Raw genomic sequence first — 18,497 nt, forward strand, 5'->3', positions numbered from 1 at the left:
GACGGACACTCGGACACAATGCACGGGTGCTACTGACGATCACGACCACGGCGAATCCAGCGACGGACCTCGGTTTTCTGCTGCACAAGCATCCCGACAGAGCGCAGAGCTTCGAGCAGTCCTTCGGAACCGCGCATGTCTTCTATCCCGAGGCCACCGGGGAGCGCTGCACCGCGGCGCTGCTGCTGGACGTCGACGCGCAGGCGCTGTTGCGTACGCGCACGTCGGTGAGCACCCCCGACTTCGCTCTCTCCCAGTACGTCAACGACCGTCCCTACGCGACGTCGTCGCTGTTCACGGTGGCGCTGGGCCGGGTGATGCGGTCCGCGCTCAGGGGCGTCTGCAACCAGCGTCCCGAGGTTGCGCGCACGCCGATCCCACTGGAGCTGCGCATGCCCGCGGTGCCCTGCCGGGCCGGTGCCGACCGCGCCCGTGCCCTCTTCGAGCCCCTGGGCTGGACGGTGGAGGCCGAACCGGTCCCGCTCGACCCCGGGCTGCCAGGGTGGGGCGACTCGCACTACCTGTCGCTCACCCTCACCGGCGTCCTGCGCCTGTCCGAGGCGCTCAGCCACCTGTACGTGCTGTTGCCCGCCATGGACGGCAACAAGCACTACTGGGTGGACCGGAGCGAGGTCGACAAGCTCCTGCGAGCGGGCGGCCTGCCCACGGGGGCGGCCGGCACGGGGAACGGCGGGACCTCCCGGGGCGAGGGGGACGCGGAGACCGACGGAGCGGTCGCCGCCGAGACCGGCTGGCTCGCCGGGCACCCCGAGCGCACCTGGATCACCCGCCGCTACCTCAACCGGCGCGACAGCTACGTACGGACCGCGCTGGCACGCCTCGCCGAGGCCGACGGCCTCGGTGACGACGAGGGCGAGGACGACCCCGGGGTCGAGGAGGCCTCCACGGCGCCGCCGCGCGAGGAGCGCGAACCCAGTCTGGCCGAGCAGCGCGCCGGCGCGGTCACGGCGGTGCTGCGCGCCGAGAACGCCACCAGCGTCGTCGACCTGGGCTGCGGCTCGGGACAGCTGCTGGAGCGGTTGGCCACCGAGCCCGCCCTGGGCCGGATCACCGGTGTGGACGTCAGCGTCGTCAGCCTCGAACGCGCCCACCGCAGGCTTTGCAAGGGCTGCGATCCGGGCGGGCGCAAGCGTCACCAGCCCCTGTTCGTCGACACACGCGGGGCCCGCGACCGTGAGGGGACCGGTCTTTCGAGGCCGGAGCTGCTCGTGGGCTCGGTGGTCTACCGCGACAAGCGGTTCTCCGGACACGACGCCGCCGTCCTGATGGAGGTGGTCGAGCACATCGACCCGTCGAGGCTGCCCGCGATGGAGGAGAGCGTGTTCGGCGCGGCCCGTCCCCGCGTAGTCGTGGTCACCACGCCCAACGCCGAGTACAACGCCCACTACGAAGGTCTGGAGGAGGGCTCCCTCCGGCACAGCGACCACCGCTTCGAGTGGACACGCGCCGAGTTCACCCAGTGGGCGGACAGGGTCGCCGAGAAGCACGGCTACCGCGTCCGCTACCTGCCGGTCGGGCCCGAACACCCCGAAACCGGTGCCCCGACCCAGATGGGAGTCTTCACCAATTGAGTGCGACCGAGAAGGCCGAGGCCGTAGCGCCGCGCGTGCTCGGCGTGCCCGAGATGGGGCTCGTCGTGCTGATCGGGGCGTCCGGGTCCGGCAAGTCCACCTTCGCCGCCAGACACTTCAAGCCCACGCAGGTGATCAGCTCCGACTACTGCCGCGGCCTGGTCAGCGACGACGAGAACGACCAGTCCGCCAGCGCCGACGCGTTCTCGCTGCTGCACACCATCGTGGACATCCGGCTGCGCCGGGGGCTGCTCACCGTCGTGGACGCCACCAACGTGCAGGGCGGGGCGCGGGCACAGCTGGTGCGCATCGCCAAGGACAACGACGTGCTGTCCACCGCGATCGTGCTGGACGTCCCCGAGGCCCTGGCCAAGGAGCGCAACCGCGACCGGCCCGACCGCGACTTCGGCGACCACGTCATCCGGCGGCAGCGGCGCGACCTCCGGCAGGGCGTCAAACGGCTGTCCCGTGAGGGCTTCCGCAGGGTGTACGTGCTCAAGGGCCAAGGCGAGATCGACGGTGCCACCGTCGATCTGGAGCGCGCCTGGCCGGACAAGAGGGAGCTCACCGGTCCGTTCGACATCGTCGGCGACGTGCACGGCTGCCGTGAGGAGTTGGAGGATCTGCTCGAAGGCCTCGGCTACGAGCTCTCCCGCGACGACCGGGGACGCCCGACCGGTGCCCGCCACCCCGAGGGACGCACAGCGGTGTTCGTCGGTGACCTCGTGGACCGGGGGCCCGACAGCCCCGGCGTGCTGCGCCTGGTCATGGGAATGGTCGCCGACGGCGACGCCCTCTGCGTGCCCGGCAACCACGAGAACAAGCTCGTCCGGGTGCTCAAGGGGGCCAAGGCGCGGCACACGCACGGCCTCGCCGAGACCATGGAGCAGCTGGGCCGGGAGAGCGAGGAGTTCCGCGAGAGCGTGCTCGACTTCTGCGACGGCCTGGTCAGCCACCTCGTCCTGGACGGGGGCAGGCTGGTCGTCGCGCACGCCGGGCTCAAGGAGGAGTACCAGGGGCGGGCCTCCGGCCGAGTACGATCCTTCGCCCTGTACGGCGACACCACCGGGGAGACCGACGAGTACGGGCTCCCGGTGCGGCTGCCGTGGGCGCGCGAGTACCGGGGCAGGGCGGCCGTGGTCTACGGGCACACCCCCACGGTCAAGGCCGAGTGGCTCAACAACACCATCTGCCTGGACACCGGCTGCGTGTTCGGCGGCAAGCTCACCGCCCTGCGCTACCCGGAGCGGGAGCTGGCCGAGGTGGACGCCCGCCGTACCTGGTACGAGCCCGCCAGGCCGTTGTCGGCGAAGGCGGCGGACGGCGCGGAGAAGCGCCCCGACTCCGCCGTGGACATCACCGACGTCGGTGTCGGCGACCTCCAGCCCGGCATGTTCGTGGAGACCGAGCACGGAACCGTGCGCACCGACGGAGGCAGCACTCTGGCCGCGCTGGAGGTCATGAGCAGGTTCGCCGTCGATCCGCGCTGGCTGCTGTACCTGCCGCCGACCATGGCACCGGCGCGGACCTCGGCGGACCCCGGCCTGCTGGAGCACCCGAACGAGGCGTTCGCCTACTTCCGGGGGGCCGGGATCGGCGAGGCCGTGTGCGAGGAGAAGCACATGGGGTCGCGTGCGGTGGCCGTGCTGTGCCGGGACGCGGAGGCCGCCGAGCGCCGGTTCGTCCCCGGCGAGCTGGGCACCGTCTACACCCGGACGGGGCGGCCGTTCTTCAACGACCCGGAGCTCCAGGCGGAGGTCGTGGACCGGTTGCGTCAGGCGGTCACCGAGGCCGGACTGTGGGACCGGCTGGGCACCGACTGGATCGCCCTGGACGGAGAGATGCTGCCATGGTCGGCCAAGGCCCGGTCGCTGATCCGTGAGCAGTACGCGTCGGTGGGCGCCGCCGCCCGGGCCGCCCTGCCCGCCGCCGGGCTCGCACTCGCCGCCGCGGCCGGGCGCGGTGTGCCCGTGGAAGGGCTGGCGGACAAGGTGGCGCGCCGCACGGAGCAGGTGGAGGGGTTCAGCCGGGTCTACCGGCGCTACTCCTGGGACACCGACGGCACGGCCGGGCTCCGGTACGCGCCGTTCATGGTCCTGGCCTCGGAGGGGCGGGAGTACGGGGACGCCGACCACCTGTGGCACATGGCGATCGCCGAGCGGCTCGCCGAGGTGAGCGGCCTGGTCCACTCCACCCGCTACCGGGTCGTGGACACCACCGATCCGTCCGCACAGGCCTCGGCCGTCGGCTGGTGGGCCGATCTGGTCTCCGCGGGCGGCGAGGGGATGGTGGTCAAGCCGATCCTGGGCGCCCGCGCCAGGGGCCGCAAGGGCCTGGCCCAGCCGGGGCTGAAGGTGCGCGGACCCGAGTACCTGCGCCTCGTCTACGGTGCCGACTACACGGACCCGGAGCGGATGGCGGTCCTCAAGGACCGCAACGTGGGCCGTAAGAGCAGCCTGGCCATGCGCGAGCACAAGCTGGGCCTGGAGGCACTGGCCCGGCACGCCCGGAGCGAGCCGCTGTGGCGCGTGCACGAGCCGGTGTTCGCGGCCCTGGCCCTGGAGTCGGAACCGGTCGATCCCCGGCTGTAGCGGGGAGGCGCGTGCCCCGGCCGCCGGGCCGGGGCACGCGGCGCCGGGGCACGCCACCGGACGCGTCTTGGAGGATCACACGGGAGGGCGTCGTGCGGTCGTTCGTCGGATCCGCCTAACCGCGGTCCGCTTCGCCTCCTTTTCACGCCCTCTCTTTCGGTCGGACATCCGCAGAGGCCATGATGTGCACCCCCGACCCCCAGTCACGTCCGGAGAAGATGTGTCCCCCAATCGACCCGGACGCCTGATCGCGTCCACGTCCGCCGCGGCGGCGGTGCTCCTGGGCGCCGGCCTCGGAGCGGTACCGGCCGCCCTCGCCGACACCACGGCCCCAGTGATCAGCGAGGTGTACGGCGGAGGCGGCAACAGCGGCGCCGACCTGCGCAACGACTTCGTCGAACTGGGCAACCCCACCGGTGAGGCGGTCCCCCTCGACGGCTGGAGCGTGCAGTACCTGCCCGCCAGCCCCGGACCGTCCACCCGGGTACAGGTCACGGTGCTGGGCGGCGAGATCGGCGGCGGAGAGCACTACCTGGTGCGCCAGTCGGCGGGCGACGGCGGCAGCGTCGAACTACCCGCACCCGACGCCACCGGAAGCACCAGCATGTCCGCGACAGCCGGTTCCGTGCTGCTCGTGCGCGGCACCGATCCCGTCACCTGCCGCACCGCCCCCGCGTGCGCCGAGGACGGGAACGTCGTCGACCTCGTCGGATACGGTGACGCCGACATCCACGCCGGCGCGCCCGCCCCCGGGCTGAGCAACACCACCTCCGCCGCACGCGACGCCGACCTCTCGGACACGGGCGACAACGCGGCCGACTTCACCGCCGGAGTCCCCACCCCCACCAACACGGCGGGCGAGACCCCCGGGGACGGCGGCGGCGACGACGGCGGCGGCGACCCCGAGGAGCCGGTCGAGCCCGGCGACCTGCGCGTCCACGACGTCCAGGGCACCACCCGCACCTCCCCCCACGCGGGACAGCGGGTCACAGGGCTGCCCGGCGTGGTCACGGCGGTCAACGCCTTCGGCGGCGCCCGGGGCTTCTGGTTCCAGGACACCGATGGCGACGGCGACCCGCGCACCAGCGAGGCGCTGTTCGTCTTCACCGGTTCCACCACCCCCGACGTGGCCGTGGGCGACGAGGTCCTGACCGCGGGACGGGTCAGCGAGTACCGGCCCTCCTCCGGAGCGCAGAGCATCACCCAGCTGGACCGGGCCCGCTGGACCGTCCTGTCCTCCGGCAACGAACCGCCCTCCTCCGTCCTGCTGGACGAGGACGCCGTCCCCGAGGCGTACGCGCCCGAGCCCGGCGGTGACATCACCGGCCTGGAACTGGAGCCGGACACCTACGCCCTGGACTTCTGGGCCGCGCACGAGCACATGCTCGTCCGGGTGGAGGACGCTCCCGTGGTCGGCGCCACCGACGCCTACTCCGCCCTCTGGGTGACCACCAAGCCCGGGCAGAACCCCACCGCCAACGGCGGCACCCGCTACGGGGCCTACGACCAGCCCAACTCGGGCCGGGTCAAGATCGAGTCGCTGCTGGACGACGCACGGCACCCGTTCCCCGACGCCAACGTGGGCGACACCCTGTCCGGGGTCACCGAGGGCCCCGTCTACTACAGCCGGTTCGGCGGCTACCTGGTCCGTGCCACCACCCTGGGCGAGCACGTGCCGGGCGGCCTGGAGCGCACCGGCGTCCGCGACTCGAAGCGGTACGAGGTCAGCGTCGCCACCTACAACGTGGAGAACCTCGGCGGGCAGGACGACCAGGCCAAGTACGACGAGCTGGCCTCGGGGATCGTCGGGTACCTGAACTCGCCCGACATCATCGGGCTGGAGGAGATCCAGGACAGCACCGGCCCGACCGACGACGGTGTCGTGGACGCCGACGTCACCCTGGACCGGCTGGTGGAGGCCGTCGAGGCACGGGGCGGCCCCGCCTACGAGTGGCGGCAGATCAGCCCGGAGGACAAGCAGGACGGAGGGCAGCCGGGCGGCAACATCCGCAACGCGTTCCTGTTCGACCCCGCGCGCGTGCGGTTCGTGGACCGGGAGGGCGGCGACGCCACCACCGCCGTGGAGGCCGTGGAGGGCGGGCGCGGCGCCGAGCTGTCGGTGTCCCCGGGCCGTATCAGCCCCGAGGACGAGGCCTGGGAGTCCAGCCGCAAACCGTTGGTCGGCCATTTCCGCGCCCTGAACCGCGACGTCTACGTGGTCACCAACCACTTCAACTCCAAGGGCGGCGACCAGTCGCTGCACGGGGTCAACCAGCCGCCGGACCGCACCAGCGAGGCCCAGCGGGGCGCCCAGGCCGAACTCGTCCGCGAGTTCGCCGAGGAACTGCTGGCCGTGGACCCGGAGGCCAACCTGGTGGTCATGGGCGACCTGAACGACTTCCAGTTCTCGCCGACCCTGGAGACCCTCACCTCGGACGGCCCGCTGTACAACCCGATGGCGGACCTGCCCGGGCAGGAGCGCTACAACTACGTCTACGACGGCAACTCCCAGGCCCTGGACCACATCCTGGTCAACCAGGCGCTCGCGGGCAGGGTCGACTACGACATCGCGCGGCTCAACTCCGAGTTCCACGACCAGGTCAGCGACCACGACCCGCAGGTGCTGTGGCTGGACCTTCGCCGCGGCACCCCGCCGGGCCGTCCCTGACCCGGCCCCGGCTCCCGGCTGAGGCGGCCGGGAGCCGGAGCGCCCACCCGCCCTCCGCGGTGACGACCGGCCGGGCCCCGTGCCCGGCCGGTCGCTTCCGTGTCCTTCGGGACGAGACCTCAGCGCACGTCCCCGCGGCTCAGCACCATCGCGGCGAGGCCCCACAGGGCGAGGGTGAACGAGGCCGCGGCGAGCACGACGGCGGCCGCCGCCGACAGGTCGAGGGCCCCCGCGCCGGCGACGGCCGTGCTGCCGAGGCTGAGCGACGTGGTGACCAGGGCTTGGGGCAGGAGGTAGGAGACCACTCCGCCGGATCCGGAGTAGAGGACACCGACCCCGGTGACGCAGCCCAGGAGGCCGAGGGCGACGGGCGCGGCGAAGGAGCGGATCAGCATCGACAGCAGGGATTGCAGCGCGATGACCGGTAGCGCGGCGACGACACCCAGCAGGGCCGCGGCGCCGCTGGGCCAGGGCAGCCAGCCCTCCAGACCCAGGACGAGCCTCCCGGCCGGGGCCACCAGCAGAAGCAGGACGAGCTGCATGACCACGGCCATCAGGGCGAGTGCGGCGAGTTTGGCGCCGATGATCGCGAAGGCCCGGGCGGGCGTGGCCATCAGCAGGTTCCAGTTGTGGCCGCGGTGCTCCATGCGCCATGCGGCCGACGCCATCACCGCGATCCCCATCGACATGAACAGCATTCCGTAGAAGATCACGACCTGTGACCAGTAGGAGGCCCATCCCGCCGTGAGTGCCCCCTGGTTGGCGCCGTAGTTCACGGTCCCCGCGATGACCGCGAGCAGCGGCAGCGCCACGGCCACGATCCACAGGGACGAGCGGCGCAGTTTGGTGAGTTCGGCGAGGACCATCCCCATCACGCCTCCGTCCGGTCGAAGCGGTGGCTGGCCGCGGCGGCCAGGACCGCCACGACCACCAGGAACCCGGCCAGCCAGCCGTACCCGGGGGTGACAGCCTGGAAGCCGTCGTCGCCCGTCCCCAGGGGGGAGACGACCGCGTAGTACCCCCAGGGCAGCGCGCGTGCCAGGGCCTGTGGCATCAGCAGGGAGTACACCCCGCAGAACGCGCCGAGCAGCCCGGCGCCCATCCCGACGAGCTGGTTCTCCACGCGGGCGGCCAGCAGCACGTGCAGGCACAGCAGCGCCAGGTCCACCAGGAGCAGGCCGGCGGCGTACTGGACCCACTCTCCGAGGGGCGGCGGCACGGTGATCCCGGCCGCCAGGCCCGCCGCGACGACCAGGGCCGTCTGGACGCACACCGCGATCGCCAACAGCAGCCCCAGCACCGCGACCTTGGCGCGGCACAGCCGTCCCGGACTGAACCCGGCCACCTGCGAGAGCACCCAGCCCTGGCCCTGGTGCTCGATGTCGACCTGCCTGCTGGCGAGCACCGCGATCAGGAGGGGAGAGGTCATGGCCGACACCATGACGTAGCTCATGAGCAGGCCCTCCCACGGCTGGGAGTCCGGATCGTCGAAACCGGCCCGCGCGGAGTCGGACATCAGGTTCGCGCATGTCAGGGCGACGACCGCGGCCACCATGGCCGCGCACACCGCCACGACCCGGAGCCTGCGCGTCTTGCGTAGTTCGAGGCTCACCGCCGTCAGCGTCACAGCAGCCCCTCGCGGCCGGTGAGGTCCATGAAGACCTCCTCCAGGGACTGCTGGACACGCCGCACCCCGTGGATCGGCACTCCGCCCTCGACGAGCCGCCGCACGAGGTCGGCCGTGTCGTGGTCGCCGAACCCGGACAGGCGCACGCCCCGCTCCGCGCGCACGGCGGGAACGCCCAGGGACAGGGCCCGTCCGGGTTCGGGGGTGTCGACGAGCAGGTCCGGCACGCTGCGGTCGAACAGCTCGGTCCGCGTGCCCTGGAAGATCAGCCGTCCCTGGCCGAGGATGCCCAGGACCGACGCCATCCTGTCGATCTCGTCGAGCAGGTGGCTGGAGACCATGACCGTGATACCGCTCTCCGCCAGCGACACCAGCAGCTCGCGGATCTCCTCGATACCCGAGGGGTCCAGTCCGTTGGTGGGCTCGTCGAGGATGAGCAGGCGCGGTTCCCGGGCCAGGGCCATCGCGATGCCCAGGCGCTGCTTCATCCCCAGCGAGTACGCGCGGACGAGCTTGCCCATGTGCTCCTGCAAGCGCACCGTGGCGACCGCCCGGGAGACCTGTCGGTCGCTGAGCCCGAGCATCCGCTGGACGATCGCCATGTTCTCCCGCCCGGTCAGGTGGCCGTATCCGGGAGGCGCCTCGATGAGGGAGCCGATCCCCCGCAGGAGGCCGGGGCGCGTCTCCCGGTTCATCGGCCGTCCGAAGAGGGTGATCTCGCCCCGGCTGGGCCGGGCCAGCGACAGCAGCATCCTCATGGTGGTGGACTTGCCCGAACCGTTGGGGCCCAGGAAGCCGTACACGCAGCCTCGCGGCACCCTCAGGTCGAGGTCCTCGACGACGGTGCGCGAACCGTAGGTCTTCGTCAGGTGGTGGGTGGTGATGATGTCGTCCATGGAACTCCTTCCACCGAGGAGGCTCCACCCGGACGCCCGGGTACGGCATCGTGCCGGGGAACGAGGAACGCGCTCCCACCGTGGTGGGAGAACCGCCCGGGGCCTTCGGCTCCGGAGCCCGGGGCACGCCGGTTCACGCCTCCCTGAGCAGGTCCTCCCGGTCCACCAGCCCGGCGCGGAACGCGAACAGCACCGCCTGGACCCGGTCACGCGAGCCGGTCTTGGCCAGGACGTGGCCGACGTGGGTCTTGACCGTGGGCATGGACAGCACGAGGCGCTCGCGGATCTCCGTGTTCGTGTACCCGAGCGCCATGGCGACGAGGACCTGCTGTTCACGCGGGGTCAGCGACTCCACGGCGCGGCGGGTGCTCCTGCCGAGCGGAGCCGACGGGGAGGGCGGGCCGCCGAGCAGCGGGCGCACGTGCCCGAACAGCCTCCGCGTGGAGCTGGCGGAGATGACGGAGTCGCCGCGCCACACGGTGCGCACGGCCTCCAGGAGCTCCTCCGGCGGAGTGCTCTTGAGCAGGAAACCCGCGGCCCCGGCCTCGACGCCCTCGATCACGTACTCGTCGGTGTCGAAGGTGGTGAGGATGACGATGCGGCAGTCCGCCCCCGAGGAGACGAGGGTGCGCGTGGCGCTCAGCCCGTCCGTGCCGGGCATCTGGACGTCCATGAGCAGGACGTCGACGGGATCGGCCCGCTGGCGGGCGAGGGCCTCGGCCCCGTCGCCCGCCTCCCAGGCGACGGCCAGGTCCGGTTGGGAGTCGACGACCATCGCCATGCCGGCCGTGAACAGCTGCTGGTCGTCGGCCAGCCCCACCCGGATCACGCGTCCTCCCAGGGGACCACCGCGCGCACCCGCCAGGTGCCGGTCGCGTCGTCGGCGCCGGCCTCCAGGGTCCCGCCGTGCAGGCCGACGCGCTCGCGCATGCCGACCAGGCCGTGGCCGGGGCCCCGCCGGTCGTCGGCCGGGGGCGGCGGCCCGGCGCGCTGGGCCGTGGGCACGGCTTCGCGGACGGAGTTGGCCACGGCGATCCCGACCCGCCCGGGCGACCACGTGAGCTCGACCCGGACGTCGGCGGACCCCGCGTGCCTCAGCGCGTTGGCGAGGGACTCCTGCACGACGCGGTAGACCGTCAGGGACGCGGTCGTCGGCAGGGTCGCGGAGGAGTCCGTGTCCGTCCGGCCACCGCGCGGGGCGGGCGGTGATCCGTGCTGGACCAGGCGGATCCGCAGGCCGGCCCGTCGGTACTCCTCGACGAGGCCGGGCAGGTCGTCAACGCCGGGAGCGGGGGCGGGCCCGCGTCCCTCGCCGTCGCGCAGAACGCCCAGGAGCTGGTGCAGCTCCGTCGCGGACCCGCGTCCCACCTGGGAGATGGTGGCCAGGGCGGTCACCGCGCGCTCCGGTGCGGCGTCCGCGGCGTAGCGGCCCCCGTCGGCCTGGGCGACGATGACGTTCAGCGAGTGCGCGAGGACGTCGTGCATCTCCCGGGCGATGCGGGTCCGTTCGTCGAGCGCGGCCAGACGCACCTCCTGGGCGCGCTGGGTCTCCAGCAGGCGGGCGTGCTCGACGACGCGGGCGAACTCCTCGCGGTTGCGCCGGCGGAACGTTCCGAGCAGGGAGAACAGCGCGATGGCCGTCCAGCCCGAGACGATGCTGTTGAGGCGCAGGCCCAGGTCCGTCGAGAGCTCCTCCGGCGGAATGGACAGAACGGCCCAGGCCGCTCCGGCCAGGAGCAGGCCGAGGCCGACGGCGCGCCACGGGCGGGAGAGCTCGGCCTGTGCCGTGTAGGCGGCGACCAGGGCGCTGATCCCCGTTATCGCCGTGAGGTGGTCCAGCCACAGGACCTGGCACGACAGCAGCACCGCCAGGGCGGACAGGGCCGGAAGCGTGCGGGTGCGGCGCAGGGCCAGGGCGGTGCAGCACGCGGCGGCCAGGGCGAGGTAGGCCCACGATTCGGTGCTACGGAGACCGGACACCGGATGGGACACCACGGACAGGGTGAACCAGAGGACGGCCCAGCACACGTCCACGGCGAGCACGTGGCCCCGGGCCCAGAGGGTGGCGCGGTCCAGGAGGGTGCGCGCGGACAGGTCGGCCATGTCCACAACGATATGAGCGCGTGGGCGGCGGGGCCTCATGCCCCGGTATGAGGCCGGTGCCGTGGAGGGCGACGTGCCGTATCCGCTGCTCAGGCACGGGACCGGTGGCGTCCGCCACCGTCCCCGGGGCCGGCGGGGCCCTATCCTGGGAGCGTCCGCGAGGCGGCGGACGCACTCCACCCAGGGAAGCGAACGTTGAACGTACTGCTCACCGGCGGTGCCGGGTACATCGGCTCCCACACCGCGGTCGAACTGCTGGAGGCCGGGCACGAGGTCGTGGTCGTGGACTCCCTCGCCAACAGCCACGCCGAGGCCCTGCGCCGCGTCGAGCGCATCACCGGGCGCACCGTCGCCTTCCACGGGGAGGACTGCACCGACCCCGCCGCGCTGCGCCGCGTCTTCTCCGCGCACCGGATCGACGCCGTCATCCACCTGGCCGGGCTCAAGGCCGTGGGGGAGTCCGTGCGGCAGCCGCTGCGCTACTACCGCAACAACCTGGACGCCCTGCTCTCCCTCGCCGAGGTGATGGACGAGTACGGCGTGTACGACCTGGTGTTCAGCTCCTCGGCCACGGTCTACGGCGACCCCGAGCAGGTGCCCATCACCGAAGACAGCGGCCTGACCGCCACCAACCCCTACGGCGCCACCAAGCTGTTCGCCGAACGAGTCCTGCGAGACGCGGCCGCCGCCGACCCGCGCTGGCGGATCGTCTCCCTGCGCTACTTCAACCCCATCGGTGCCCATCCCAGCGGGCTGGTCGGCGAGGACCCCCAGGGTGTTCCCAACAACCTGTTCCCCTACATCGCGCAGGTCGCCGCCGGGCGCCGTGAGCGGTTGAACGTGTTCGGCGACGACTACGACACCCCCGACGGCACCGGCGTGCGCGACTACCTGCACGTGGTGGACCTGGCGCAGGGCCACCTGGCCGCCGTGGACCACCTCGCCGACGCCGCCGGGTACCGCGTGTACAACCTGGGTACCGGACAGGGCACCTCCGTCCTGGAGGGCCTGCGCGCCTTCGAGCGCGTGCTCGGCTCGTCCGTCCCGCACGCGGTGGTCGAGCGCCGCCCCGGTGACATCGCCGTGTGCTTCGCCGACCCGTCCGCCGCCGCCCGCGACCTGGGGTGGAAGGCCGTGCGTACCGTGGACGACGCCTGCCGCGACGCGTGGAACTGGCAGTCGGCCAACCCCCGGGGCTTCGCGGGCTGAGCGGGACCGCACATCACGCGGGACCCGCCGGACGCGGAGGACGCCCTAGACTGGTCGGACATCCTTTTACTCCTGCGGAAGGTCCTCCGTCGTGTCCGTTGGTGCTGAGAGCACGTTCGACACCGTTCTCGTCGTCGACTTCGGCGCGCAGTACGCGCAGCTGATCGCACGGCGCGTTCGCGAATGCCACGTGCACAGTGAGATCGTGCCCTCGACCATGCCCGTCGAGGAGATGCTCGCCAAGAAACCCAAGGCCATCATCCTTTCCGGCGGACCGTCCTCGGTCTACGCCGAGGGCGCTCCGAACCTGGGCCCCGAACTGTTCGAGACCGGGGTCCCCACCTTCGGCATCTGCTACGGGTTCCAGGCGATGACCCGGGCCCTGGGCGGCACCGTGGAAAGGACCGACCTCAGCGAGTTCGGCCGTACCGAGCTGTCGGCGGTCACCGAGTCCCTGCTGTTCGCCGGTATGCCCGGGGATCAGCTGGTGTGGATGTCGCACGGCGACTCGGTGGTCAGCGCCCCCGAGGGGTTCGCCACGACCGCCAGTACCGAGGGCGCGCCGGTCGCGGCCTTCGAGGACACCGACCGCAGCCTCTTCGGCGTCCAGTTCCACCCGGAGGTCCTGCACACCGAGCACGGCCAGGAGGTGCTGCACCGCTTCCTGTACGAGGGTGCGGGCTGCCGTCCCACCTGGACGATGGTCAACATCGTCGAGGAGCAGTTGGAGCGCATCCGCGAGCAGATCGGCGACAAGCGCGCCATCTGCGGTCTGAGCGGCGGCGTGGACTCCGCCGTTGCCGGCGCCCTGGTGCAGCGCGCCGTCGGCGACCAGCTGACCTGTGTGTTCGTGGACCACGGCCTGCTGCGCAAGGGTGAGGCCGAGCAGGTGGAGAAGGACTTCGTCGCGATCACCGGGGCCAAGCTCAAGGTCGTGGACGCCGAGGAGCGGTTCCTGTCCGCGCTGTCGGGCGTGGCCGACCCCGAGGAGAAGCGCAAGGCCATCGGCCGCGAGTTCATCCGCGTCTTCGAGCAGGCGGCCCGCGAGGTCGTCTCCGAGAGCGGTGAGGCCGGGGACGAGGTCGAGTTCCTGGTGCAGGGCACCCTGTACCCGGACGTGGTGGAGTCCGGCGGCGGTACCGGTGCGGCGAACATCAAGTCGCACCACAACGTGGGCGGCCTGCCCGATGACTTGCAGTTCACGCTGGTGGAGCCGCTGCGCGAGCTGTTCAAGGACGAGGTGCGCAAGGTCGGTGAGGAACTGGGCCTGCCCTCGGAGATGGTGTGGCGCCAGCCGTTCCCCGGTCCGGGCCTGGGCATCCGCATCATCGGCGAGGTGACCCGCGAACGCCTGGAGATCCTGCGCGAGGCCGACGCGGTCGCCCGCGAGGAGCTGACCCGCGCCGGGCTGGACCGCTCCATCTGGCAGTGCCCGGTGGTGCTGCTCGCCGACGTGCGCTCGGTGGGCGTGCAGGGCGACGGCCGCACCTACGGCCATCCGGTGGTACTGCGTCCGGTCAGCAGCGAGGACGCGATGACCGCCGACTGGTCGCGCGTGCCCTACGACGTGCTGGCCAGGATCTCCAACCGGATCACCAACGAGGTGCGCGAGATCAACCGGGTGACGCTGGACGTGACCAGCAAGCCCCCGGGCACCATCGAGTGGGAGTAGCCCTCCCCACGGCACCGGACGGGCCCGGCACACCACGCTTCGGCGGGTGCGCCGGGCCCGGTCGCGTCGGGGCCCGCGGCCGGGCTCAGTCCACCATGTCCTGGATGCTGATCTCGGTGGGGTCCGCGTCGGCCCTGTGGCTCAGGATGAGTGTCCGCGGGGTCTCGCCGTTGCGCAGGATGAACACCAGCTCCCCGCCCGCCGTGGTGCCGGGGCCGATCCCGGCCGTGTCCCACAGCGGCTCCTCGTACTCGGGGCGGGAGGGCTCCTCTGCTCCGTGGGTCTCGTCGAAGCTGGTCGACATGCGCTGCTCCTGGTGGTCGAACACGAGCAGCTCGTCGCTGACGTTCGACATCTCCAGCCTCACCACGCAGTACTCGGCGTTCGTCTGGAGCTCGGAGCGGATGTTGTGCCTGAGCAGGCCGCAGGTGACCTCGTCGACGTCGTACTGGACCATGCGGTCGGACGAGACCCCCGACATGTCGTCGAGCGCTCCGGAGGGAGCCGACTCGTCGGGCTCCCCGTCGTCCTCGGGCGCGGGCTCCTGGGCGTCTGGCTGCGTCTGCTCCGAGGAGGAATCGTCCTGGGAACCCCCGTCGCCCGAGAACCATGATTCGCTCCGGTTCAGCATCAGGCTCACCAGGAGCGCCAGCACCACCAGCAGGACCACTCCGCCCAACACCACGGCGGCGATCACACCCCTGCGCCGGTTGGGCGCGGCGGGCTGGTGCGGGGGCGGCGGCACCGGCGGTACGTACGGCTGCGGACCAGGGCGTGCCGACTGCTGGTCGGCCGGAGGGACCATCGGGATCGGCCCGGTCGAGGCCGGATGCTGCCCCGGGGGAGGCGCGGCGGGCCGTGGCTGCTGCGCCTGGCCGCCCGGAACCTGACCGCCCGGAACCTGGCCGCTCTGCGCCTGGCCGCCCGGCGGCGGACCGCTCGGGCGTGCGGCCGGACGGCCCGGGGGCGGCCCCTGCGGACGCGGGAAGTTGCCCGTCTGGTGGGGGGGCGGGGGCATGGGCGCGGGCGGCGCGGCTTGGTACTGGCCGGGCGCCGGGTGCCGCATGCCGCCCATGGACTGGTGCGCGGGCGGGCTCTGCTGGGGACGGGGCATCCCGTGCGGGCCGGGAGGGCCGGGAGGCATGGGGGGCAGTTTCGGCCGCCACGACTGGTTCAGCGCGTTCGACACCATGTCGTTGGGGTTGGTGTTGTCCTCACCGCCCGCCAGCTCCAACAGCAGGTCCTGCGCGGTGGGTCGGCGGCCCGGCTCCTTGGCCAGCGCGCGCGTCACGAGGCGGTCCAGCGGGCTGGCCAGGTCGCCGATCTGCGGTTCGGCGAACAGGACCCGCTTGCCCAGCGTCATGGCGTCGCCGTTGCCGAAGGGGTGCGTGCCGTTCCCGGCGAAGGCCACCAGGCATCCCCAGGCGAAGATGTCCGCCGAGGTGGTGACCTGCTCCTCCAGCAGCTGTTCGGGCGCCATCCATCCGGGGCTGCCCATGACGATGCCGGTCTGGGTGTGGTTCGTGGCGGTGTTCATCGCGCGGGCGATGCCGAAGTCGATCACCCGGGGGCCGGAGATCGACAGCAGCACGTTGGCGGGCTTGAGGTCGCGGTGAACCAGTCCGGTGCGGTGGATGGCGGCCAGGGCGGCGGCCACGCCCAGGGCGAAGCCGTGCAGGGTCGAGGAGTCCAGCGGACCGTTCTCCGCGATGTGCTCGGCCAGCGCGGTGCCCGCGATGTACTCGGTGACCATGTAGGGGCGGTTCTCGAACGTCCCGTGGTCGAGCACCTTGGCGGTGCAGAAGGAGGCCACCTTGCGGGCGTTCTCCATCTCATCGCGAAAACGCGCCCGTGTCGCCTCGTCGAAGGCGAGCTCCGGGCGGATGACCTTGATGGCTACCTGGTTGTTCCTCTCCGGCGCGCTGCCGAGGTAGACGGTGCCCATACCGCCGCTACCCAGTTTCCCGGACAGCACGTAGGGACCGATGGTGGCCGGATCCCCGGCAGCCAACGGTTCCAGGTTCTTCGGGAGCCCATCCGACGGCAAGCGACCCTCCCCGACGGTGTCCAAACTCCGCCTTGCCCCAAGGTAGCGGTGTTTGTGCCCGAAACCCCACTCACAGGCCTGAGCGGTCCGTTCTGGGGGCGGGCGGTGACTGACATGACAGTGGTGATGATCCCCGGATCGTGATCGTGGTTCCCGATTCCCTCCGGCGATGGTGTCCGCGCCGGTAAGAGGTGGTGAACACACCAGTGACCCTGGCGGGGTAGGTGTTCACGCAAGGTGGGGGTTCCTTTACGATTGGGGACTCGTGACCGTTAATACCACCGTAACCGTGCGGGTCCCCGCGAAGGTGAACCTCCAGTTGGCGGTGGGGCCCAGACGTGAGGACGGGTTCCACGACCTCGTCAACGTGTTCCACGCCGTCTCGCTGTTCGATGAGGTTACCGTCAAGAAGGCCCCGACGCGTCGGCCGAGTCCCCCCGGAGCCGGGGACGCCGCGCCCGCGAGCGCGGCGGGAACCGCTGACACGGGCCCCGGCCATCCCTCCGGGAACGCCGTCTTCGCCGGGCTGACCGTCGGCGGCGGACTGGGATCCCACCTGTCCCGTGTGCCCCTGGACGATTCCAACCTGGCCGCGCGCGCCGTGGCCCTGATGGCGGAGCGGACCGGTCGGGGCTTCCCGGCCACGGTCCGCCTGGACAAGCACATCCCGGTGGCGGGCGGTATGGCCGGAGGAAGCGCGGACGCCGCGGCCGCCCTGCTGGCCTGTGACCGCCTGTGGGGCTGCGGCCTGCCCCTGGGGACCCTGGCCGAGTACGCGGCCGAGCTGGGCAGCGACGTGCCCTTCGCACTGTTGGGAGCCACCGCGGTGGGCATGGGCCGCGGTGAGGTCCTGCGGCCGCTGGCCAGCCCCGGGCGTATGCGCTGGGTCTTCGCGCTGTCGCCGCACGGGCTGTCCACGGCCAGTGTGTTCGGTGAGTACGACCGCATCCGTCCGGAGGCCCCCGAGCCCCGGCTGGACCGGGGGTTGGCCGACGCGCTCGCCAGCGGCGATCCGGTGGCTCTGGGAGCCGCTCTGACCAACGACCTCCAGGAGGCGGCGCTGTCGCTGCTGCCGGAGCTGGAACGGACCCTGAAGACGGGCGGTGGCGCGGGCGCCCTGGGTGCGTTGGTGTCGGGTTCGGGGCCCACCTGCGCGTTCCTGGTCGGCGGTGGGAACGAGGAGGACGAGGCGGCCGAGCGCGAGGCCGCCGTGGTGGCCGCGCTGGAGGGCAGCGGGCTGTGCGAGCGGGTCGTGTCGGCGTACGGGGACGTCCCCGGGGCCACCGTGATGTGACGTAGAACACATGGCCTTTTTCCGTCGCGCCGGGATGCCCGCCAATTGACCTCAACCTCTGTTGAGGTCGAACACTGGTGGCTATGACGACCACAGCCGCCCTCTCGCGCTACGCCGACCTTCCCGCCCTCATCGGACTCATGGAGGGTGACGAGAAGCACAAGGGAGCCGCCCGCTCCACGCTCGACGTGGTGTGGGTGCTCTACGACCGCGTGCTGGACGTCACCCCCGACACCGCCGAGGACCCGGCCCGTGACCGGTTCCTGCTCTCCAAGGGCCACGGGCCCGCCGCCTTCTACGCCGTGCTCGCCACCAAGGGATTCCTGGACGTGCCCACGCTGCGCGGCTGGGCCGCCTTCGGCTCGCCGCTCGGCCACCACCCCGACCGGGTGCTCGTGCCCGGCGCCGAGGTCGGCAGCGGTTCTCTCGGCCATGGTCTGCCCCTGGGCCTGGGCACGGCGCTCGGCCTGCGTGCCCGGGGGATCCACCGGGCGGACGGTACGGCACCCCGTGTGGTGGTGCTCGTCGGCGACGGTGAACTCGCCGAGGGCAGCAACCACGAGGCCATCGCGGTCGCCGGACGCCTCGGCGCCGACAACCTCACCGTCGTCGTCGTGGACAACGCCTCCTCCGGCCAGGGGTGGCCCGGCGGGATCGGCGCGCGCTTCGAGGTCGAGGGCTGGGAGGCCCGCGACGTGTCCGGGCGCGACCACGACGCCCTGTACGAGGCCCTCACCCGCCCCCACACAGGACGGCCGCTGGCCGTCGTCGCCCGCGTCCGTTCCTAGGAGACCCTCC

At 72.2% G+C, this 18,497-nt stretch carries 13 protein-coding genes; 7 read left to right on the top strand and 6 right to left on the bottom strand.

Features of this window, described 5'->3' with window-relative positions:
- Positions 1–26: 26 nt before the first annotated feature.
- The 3 genes from AC0T5L_RS00140 (at position 27) to AC0T5L_RS00150 (ending at position 6,851) form a co-directional block, all read left to right on the top strand.
- On the top strand, positions 27–1,592 hold the full coding sequence (locus AC0T5L_RS00140; protein ID WP_476163234.1) for a 3' terminal RNA ribose 2'-O-methyltransferase Hen1: 1,566 nt from the start codon (positions 27–29) through the stop codon (positions 1,590–1,592).
- Entirely contained in the window at positions 1,589–4,183 is a 2,595-nt protein-coding gene (locus tag AC0T5L_RS00145; protein ID WP_476163235.1) for a polynucleotide kinase-phosphatase, read from the top strand. The genes AC0T5L_RS00140 and AC0T5L_RS00145 overlap by 4 nt, the downstream gene beginning before the upstream one ends.
- Before the next feature lie 220 nt (positions 4,184–4,403).
- Positions 4,404–6,851 (top strand): endonuclease/exonuclease/phosphatase family protein, encoded by a 2,448-nt coding sequence (locus tag AC0T5L_RS00150; RefSeq protein WP_476163236.1) that lies wholly within the window; start codon positions 4,404–4,406, stop codon positions 6,849–6,851.
- Between the two features lie 119 nt (positions 6,852–6,970).
- On the opposite strand, the gene AC0T5L_RS00155 is transcribed toward AC0T5L_RS00150, so the two are convergent.
- The 5 genes from AC0T5L_RS00155 to AC0T5L_RS00175 form a co-directional block, all read right to left on the bottom strand.
- The gene (locus tag AC0T5L_RS00155) at positions 6,971–7,723 is read right to left on the bottom strand and encodes an ABC transporter permease (protein ID WP_476163237.1); all 753 of its coding nucleotides are present in this window, start codon (positions 7,721–7,723) and stop codon (positions 6,971–6,973) included.
- The gene (locus AC0T5L_RS00160) at positions 7,723–8,478 is read right to left on the bottom strand and encodes an ABC transporter permease (RefSeq protein WP_476163238.1); all 756 of its coding nucleotides are present in this window, start codon (positions 8,476–8,478) and stop codon (positions 7,723–7,725) included. The genes AC0T5L_RS00155 and AC0T5L_RS00160 overlap by 1 nt, the downstream gene beginning before the upstream one ends.
- Positions 8,475–9,374 (bottom strand): ATP-binding cassette domain-containing protein, encoded by a 900-nt coding sequence (locus tag AC0T5L_RS00165; RefSeq protein ID WP_476163239.1) that lies wholly within the window; start codon positions 9,372–9,374, stop codon positions 8,475–8,477. The genes AC0T5L_RS00160 and AC0T5L_RS00165 overlap by 4 nt, the downstream gene beginning before the upstream one ends.
- Before the next feature lie 133 nt (positions 9,375–9,507).
- The gene (locus AC0T5L_RS00170; RefSeq protein WP_476163240.1) at positions 9,508–10,203 is read right to left on the bottom strand and encodes a response regulator transcription factor; all 696 of its coding nucleotides are present in this window, start codon (positions 10,201–10,203) and stop codon (positions 9,508–9,510) included.
- Positions 10,200–11,477 (bottom strand): sensor histidine kinase, encoded by a 1,278-nt coding sequence (locus AC0T5L_RS00175; RefSeq protein WP_476163241.1) that lies wholly within the window; start codon positions 11,475–11,477, stop codon positions 10,200–10,202. The genes AC0T5L_RS00170 and AC0T5L_RS00175 overlap by 4 nt, the downstream gene beginning before the upstream one ends.
- A 195-nt stretch (positions 11,478–11,672) precedes the next feature.
- Between AC0T5L_RS00175 and galE the strand changes: the two genes are divergently transcribed.
- Both galE and guaA read left to right on the top strand, forming a co-directional pair.
- Positions 11,673–12,686, top strand: a complete 1,014-nt coding sequence (gene galE, locus AC0T5L_RS00180) for a UDP-glucose 4-epimerase GalE (RefSeq protein ID WP_476163242.1) — start codon at positions 11,673–11,675, stop codon at positions 12,684–12,686.
- 91 nt (positions 12,687–12,777) lie between these two features.
- A complete protein-coding gene (guaA, locus tag AC0T5L_RS00185; protein ID WP_476163243.1) occupies positions 12,778–14,358 on the top strand; it encodes a glutamine-hydrolyzing GMP synthase in 1,581 nt (526 codons plus the stop codon).
- 85 nt (positions 14,359–14,443) lie between these two features.
- Here guaA and AC0T5L_RS00190 read toward each other — a convergent pair whose 3' ends face one another.
- On the bottom strand, positions 14,444–16,405 hold the full coding sequence (locus tag AC0T5L_RS00190) for a serine/threonine-protein kinase (protein ID WP_476163244.1): 1,962 nt from the start codon (positions 16,403–16,405) through the stop codon (positions 14,444–14,446).
- A gap of 265 nt (positions 16,406–16,670) precedes the next feature.
- On the opposite strand from AC0T5L_RS00190, the gene AC0T5L_RS00195 reads away from it, so the two are divergent.
- A complete protein-coding gene (locus AC0T5L_RS00195; protein WP_476163245.1) occupies positions 16,671–17,699 on the top strand; it encodes a 4-(cytidine 5'-diphospho)-2-C-methyl-D-erythritol kinase in 1,029 nt (342 codons plus the stop codon).
- Between the two features lie 83 nt (positions 17,700–17,782).
- Positions 17,783–18,487: a thiamine pyrophosphate-dependent enzyme gene (locus tag AC0T5L_RS00200; protein ID WP_476163246.1), complete on the top strand. Its 705-nt coding sequence runs from the start codon at positions 17,783–17,785 to the stop codon at positions 18,485–18,487.
- Positions 18,488–18,497 lie beyond the last annotated feature (10 nt).

The organism is Nocardiopsis sp. TRM 82005, from assembly GCF_056312425.1.